The sequence below is a fragment of the Pedobacter planticolens genome, assembly GCF_014172375.1.
GTDB lineage: Bacteria > Bacteroidota > Bacteroidia > Sphingobacteriales > Sphingobacteriaceae > Pedobacter > Pedobacter planticolens.
Window position 1 is genome coordinate 1 of the sequence record NZ_WNXD01000003.1, and the last position, 6,511, is coordinate 6,511.

Sequence of the window (6,511 nt, forward strand, 5' to 3'; positions counted from 1 at the left end):
TTAAAACGGCCTTTAGAGGGGGTTAGTTCGGGGTTGGTTCGGACTTAGTTCGGAGTTAGTTCGGGGTTACGACGGTTGTATCCGAACCAACTCCGAACTAACTCCGACTGGAGTGCGAGTTAAGTCTGGTCCACTAGTCAAGCTGTTGCGAACATAGCATCCGGCGCAGAGATGCGCTAACCTATATAGTATACTGATACATGATTTTTCTAATAAACGAATGTTGGTGCCATTAAGTTCTTAGGTCCCGTTCTTTGCTGTAGCCCTTGGCTGTGCTTGGGGGCTGCCGCTACGCCGGGGTTTAGTGAGGGGAAGCCAGTGCACTCCATTGGGGTTTCCTTGGCAAATCGCCCAAAAGTACTCACTCCAAGCACTCAGTTTAAACTTTTTGTGGGTGTATACCATACACTTAGGTAATTTCTTCCAGAAATAACTACCAGCGCCTTGCAGATGATCAGATATTTTTCTACTTTTGCATCCCGCTTCGGAGGAAGGGTTAGAGGGTCAGAAAGGATCTTTGTAGTAGTGAAAAGGGAGGAATAAAAACAAAGTCGCTTAGTTATAGCCACTTAGGAAAAACCTCAAAAAACTTGAAAATAAAGTTTTGGGAAATGAAAAAGTTTCCTACCTTTGCAACCCGCTACGGAGGTAACGACACAAGGGAAAAGAGATAAGGAGGAGAGGGAATTGACATTAGGGAAACGAAATCGAGCAAACGATTTTAAGGAGTTAAAAAAAACTTCGAAAAAAAATAAAAAAAGTTTGCAAGAGTAAAAAAGTTTCCTACCTTTGCAGTCCCAAACGAAACGGGCGCCAATCAACGGATGTTGAGAAAGCAAATAAACAAGATTGAAACAACCAATAACCGAAGGGAAGCGGTGGACTAATAAAGACCACAGGCAGAACGGAAAACCAAGAGGTTGCAACATATATAGATCACCGCGAGGCGAGATCGAAAAGTTCATTAAAGAGATATCATTTATACAACGCAGCGAGGCAAACAGTACGATTTCAAAGTACATGACACCAAGCTGTTTCTTAAGTCTGTTCTATCAGACAACATAATAGAATACAAGACTATTTAATTTTTAATAACACTAGAATAAGAATGGTCAGTGTTCAAACAACACATTTTACAATGGAGAGTTTGATCCTGGCTCAGGATGAACGCTAGCGGCAGGCCTAATACATGCAAGTCGAGGGGTAGTGGGAGCTTGCTTCCATGAGACCGGCGCACGGGTGCGTAACGCGTATGCAATCTACCTTTATCTGGGGGATAGCCCGAAGAAATTCGGATTAACACCGCATAAAATCACAGTATCGCATGGTACAATGATCAAATATTTATAGGATAGAGATGAGCATGCGTGACATTAGTTAGTTGGCGGGGTAACGGCCCACCAAGACCACGATGTCTAGGGGATCTGAGAGGATGACCCCCCACACTGGTACTGAGACACGGACCAGACTCCTACGGGAGGCAGCAGTAAGGAATATTGGTCAATGGAGGCAACTCTGAACCAGCCATGCCGCGTGCAGGAAGACAGCCCTCTGGGTCGTAAACTGCTTTTATTCGGGAATAAACCTACTTACGTGTAAGTAGCTGAATGTACCGAAGGAATAAGGATCGGCTAACTCCGTGCCAGCAGCCGCGGTAATACGGAGGATCCAAGCGTTATCCGGATTTATTGGGTTTAAAGGGTGCGTAGGCGGCCTGTTAAGTCAGGGGTGAAAGACGGTAGCTCAACTATCGCAGTGCCCTTGATACTGATGGGCTTGAATACACTAGAGGTAGGCGGAATGTGACAAGTAGCGGTGAAATGCATAGATATGTCACAGAACACCGATTGCGAAGGCAGCTTACTATGGTGTCATTGACGCTGAGGCACGAAAGCGTGGGGATCAAACAGGATTAGATACCCTGGTAGTCCACGCCCTAAACGATGAATACTCGCTGTTGGCGATACACAGTCAGCGGCTAAGCGAAAGCGTTAAGTATTCCACCTGGGGAGTACGCTCGCAAGAGTGAAACTCAAAGGAATTGACGGGGGCCCGCACAAGCGGAGGAGCATGTGGTTTAATTCGATGATACGCGAGGAACCTTACCCGGGCTTGAAAGTTAGTGAAGTATCCAGAGATGGATACGTCCGCAAGGACACGAAACTAGGTGCTGCATGGCTGTCGTCAGCTCGTGCCGTGAGGTGTTGGGTTAAGTCCCGCAACGAGCGCAACCCCTATGTTTAGTTGCCAGCACGTAATGGTGGGGACTCTAAACAGACTGCCTGTGCAAACAGAGAGGAAGGAGGGGACGACGTCAAGTCATCATGGCCCTTACGTCCGGGGCTACACACGTGCTACAATGGATGGTACAGAGGGCAGCAAGCTAGCAATAGCAAGCAAATCTCAAAAAGCCATTCACAGTTCGGATTGGGGTCTGCAACTCGACCCCATGAAGTTGGATTCGCTAGTAATCGCATATCAGCAATGATGCGGTGAATACGTTCCCGGGCCTTGTACACACCGCCCGTCAAGCCATGGAAGTTGGGGGTACCTAAAGTACGTAACCGCAAGGAGCGTCCTAGGGTAAAACCGATAACTGGGGCTAAGTCGTAACAAGGTAGCCGTACCGGAAGGTGCGGCTGGAATACCTCCTTTCTGGAGTAGATAAGACTACTCGCTGCGTAAAAAATGATACATATCTCTTAAAGAAAAACCCAAAAGATGAAGCCATCAGTGGTTCTGCAGACGAAGCAGGGACAGATCGGTTTTCAGTTGGCGGTTAACAGTAAGCAGTTTAATCTGAAACTGTGAATTGAACACTGCAAACTAACAAAAAGTCCCGTAGCTCAGCCTGGTTAGAGCACTACACTGATAATGTAGGGGTCTCCAGTTCAAATCTGGACGGGACTACTAGATACACTATAATCTTAGGGGGATTAGCTCAGCTGGCTAGAGCGCCTGCCTTGCACGCAGGAGGTCAACGGTTCGACTCCGTTATTCTCCACCATTTTTATCACGGATGTGATATTACATTGAAATACTGAACACAGGAAATTGGCCATTGGGGCTAGGACGTTCCGATTTTACATCGGAAAGGTCAACGGTTCGACTCCGTTATTCTCCACCATCACCGGTGCTGTTACAAAAGCACAGAAATAGACGTACAGTAATGTATATCCGGGATTGAAAAGTTCTTTGACATATTGGAAGAAGTTAATAAGAAGAGCAAACAACAATAGAGACGTTGTTAGCTTGGATCATTAGAATAGGCAACTAAACTAATGAGAAAAGATAACGACATATCAAAAAAAAGCATTTATATAGGCGCAAAAGGCTATATAGAGAAGAAAGTAAGAAAGAGTATACGGGGGATGCCTTGGCTCTCAGAGGCGATGAAGGACGTGATAAGCTGCGATAAGCCGCGGGGATCAGCAAATATGAATTGATCCGCGGATTTCCGAATGGGGAAACCTAGCTAGTTGAAGACTAGTTGCACATAGTGCGCAAACCTGCCGAACTGAAACATCTAAGTAAGCAGAGGAAGAGAAAATAATAATGATTTCCTAAGTAGTGGCGAGCGAAAGGGAAAGAGCCCAAACCAGCTATGTTACGGCATAACTGGGGTTGTAGGACTACGATGTGATTATAATGCAATGAAGTGGAATGGGATGGGAAGCCCAGCAAAATAGAGTGATAGCCTCGTACACGTAAGTACCATTAGTCTAGTAGTATCCTGAGTACCGCGAGGTCGGAGACGCCTTGTGGGAATCTGCCGGCACCATCCGGTAAGGCTAAATACTCCTGAGAGACCGATAGTGAACCAGTACCGTGAGGGAAAGGTGAAAAGAACCCCGAACAGGGGAGTGAAATAGAACCTGAAACCGTATACTTACAAGCGGTCGGAGCGTCCAGGTGGCGTGACGGCGTGCCTTTTGCATAATGAGCCTACGAGTTACTCTTCTCTGGCAAGGTTAAGTGTTTAAGACACGGATCCGAAGCGAAAGCGAGTCTGAATAGGGCGTATAGTCAGGGGAGGTAGACGCGAAACCTTGTGATCTACCCATGGACAGGTTGAAGGTGCGGTAACACGTACTGGAGGACCGAACCGATAAACGTTGAAAAGTTTCCGGATGATCTGTGGGTAGGGGTGAAAGGCTAATCAAACTGGGAAATAGCTCGTACTCCCCGAAATGTTTTTAGGAACAGCGTGGTGGTTAAGTTATATAGAGGTAGAGCTACTGATTGGGTGCGGGGGAGTCAAATCCTACCAAATCCAGACAAACTCCGAATGCTATATAATATACACTGCAGTGAGGCCCGGGGTGCTAAGGTCACGGGCCGAGAGGGAAAGAACCCAGACCATCAGCTAAGGTCCCTAAATTACCGCTAAGTTGAACTAACGAGGTGCGATTGCATAGACAGCTAGGATGTTGGCTTGGAAGCAGCCATTCATTTAAAGAGTGCGTAACAGCTCACTAGTCGAGCGATCGTGCATGGATAATAAACGGGCATTAAGTGGTATACCGAAGCTATGGGTAATATTAATATTACGGTAGGGGAGCATTCCAGCGGCAGCGAAGTTGTAGCGTGAGCTATGGTGGAGCTTCTGGAAAAGCAAATGTAGGCATAAGTAACGATAAGGCGGGAGAGAAACCCGCCCACCGAAAGGATAAGGTTTCCTGATCAACGCTAATCGGATCAGGGTTAGTCGGGGCCTAAGGAGAACCCGAAGGGGATATTCGATGGACAACGGTTTAATATTACCGTACTTTTTATAGATGCGATGTGGGGACGGAGTAGTGACACTGCCGCGAACTGACGGAATAGTTCGTTAAAGACTGTAGGTATTAGAATGGTAGGCAAATCCGCCAATCTAGCTGAACGTTGATAGTACCGCGAGGCTTCGGCTGAGTGGATAGCGCAGGTAATCAGACTTCCAAGAAAAACCGCTAAGCTCCAGTCTATAAAAACCCGTACCGCAAACCGACACAGGTATCCGGGAAGAGAATTCTAAGGTGCTCGAGTGAATCATGGCTAAGGAACTCGGCAAAATGGCCCTGTAACTTCGGGAGAAGGGGCGCTGGTAGCAATATCAGCCGCAGTGAAAAGGCCCAGGCGACTGTTTAACAAAAACACATGGCTTTGCAAAATCGAAAGATGAAGTATAAGGCCTGACACCTGCCCGGTGCTGGAAGGTTAAGAGGGGATGTCATACGCAAGTAGAAGCATTGAATCGAAGCCCCAGTAAACGGCGGCCGTAACTATAACGGTCCTAAGGTAGCGAAATTCCTTGTCGGGTAAGTTCCGACCTGCACGAATGGTGTAACGATCTGGGCGCTGTCTCAGCCATGAGCTCGGTGAAATTGTGGTCCCGGTGAAGACGCCGGGTACCCGCAACGGGACGGAAAGACCCCATGCACCTTCACTACAATTTAACATTGACATTGGATACAAGATGTGTAGGATAGGTGGGAGGCTTTGAAGCGGCGTCGCTAGGCGTCGTGGAGCCAACGTTGAAATACCACCCTTTTTGTATTCGGTGTCTAACCCCGCACAGCGGGGGACATTGTTTGATGGGTAGTTTGACTGGGGTGGTCGCCTCCAAAAAGGTAACGGAGGCTTTCAAAGGTAAGCTCAGTACGCTTGGTAACCGTACGTGGAGTGCAATAGCATAAGCTTGCTTGACTGTGAGGCAGACAAGCCGAGCAGGGTCGAAAGACGGATATAGTGATCCGGTGGTTCTGCATGGAAGGGCCATCGCTCAAAGGATAAAAGGTACGCTGGGGATAACAGGCTGATCTCCCCCAAGAGCTCATATCGACGGGGAGGTTTGGCACCTCGATGTCGGCTCGTCACATCCTGGGGCTGGAGAAGGTCCCAAGGGTTCGGCTGTTCGCCGATTAAAGTGGCACGCGAGCTGGGTTCAGAACGTCGCGAGACAGTTCGGTCCCTATCTGTTGTGGGCGTAGGAATTTTGAGTGGGGCTGACCTTAGTACGAGAGGACCGGGTTGGACTAGCCTCTAGTGAATCTGTTGTTCCGCCAGGGGCATTGCAGAGTAGCTACGCTGGGAATAGATAAGCGCTGAAAGCATCTAAGTGCGAAACTAGCCACGAGATGAGAATTCCATATAGGACCGTAGAAGACTACTACGTTGATAGGTTATAGATGTAAAGCTGGTGACAGCATAGTCGAGTAATACTAATCATCCGAAGCTTTCAAGAGCAACATGTTGTTTGCTCTTCCAAAATAACTTCTTTCAATATTGTTTAAAGGTTTAAGGACGAAAGGTTTAAGGCATAGGGTTTACCCTCCACCTTAATACCCTGTACCTTCTACCTTATTAAAATATTTAGGTGCCTATATCGGCGGTGTCCACCTCTTCCCATTCCGAACAGAGAAGTTAAGCCCGCCAGAGCCGATGGTACTGCAGTAACATGTGGGAGAGTAGGTCGGTGCCAAATCTTAAAGAAGCCCTGTAACGTAAGTTGCAGGGCTTTCTTGTTTTATAA

Annotated in this window: 2 tRNA genes and 3 rRNA genes; all 5 read left to right on the plus strand. The window is 47.5% G+C overall.

Annotated features, from left to right (window positions below):
- Positions 1 to 1,135 precede the first annotated feature (1,135 nt).
- The 5 genes from GM921_RS17405 (at position 1,136) to rrf (ending at position 6,463) form a co-directional block, all read left to right on the plus strand.
- Positions 1,136 to 2,655, plus strand: a 16S ribosomal RNA gene (locus tag GM921_RS17405).
- 180 nt (positions 2,656 to 2,835) lie between these two features.
- A tRNA-Ile gene (locus tag GM921_RS17410) sits at positions 2,836 to 2,910 on the plus strand.
- 20 nt (positions 2,911 to 2,930) lie between these two features.
- Positions 2,931 to 3,007 (plus strand) — tRNA-Ala (locus GM921_RS17415).
- A 337-nt stretch (positions 3,008 to 3,344) separates the two neighbouring features.
- A 23S ribosomal RNA gene (locus GM921_RS17420) occupies positions 3,345 to 6,223 on the plus strand.
- A 128-nt stretch (positions 6,224 to 6,351) separates the two neighbouring features.
- Positions 6,352 to 6,463: ribosomal RNA gene (gene rrf / locus GM921_RS17425) — 5S ribosomal RNA — on the plus strand.
- The 16S, 23S and 5S rRNA genes sit together here with 2 tRNA genes alongside, the layout of an rRNA operon.
- The last annotated feature ends 48 nt before the right edge of the window (positions 6,464 to 6,511 follow it).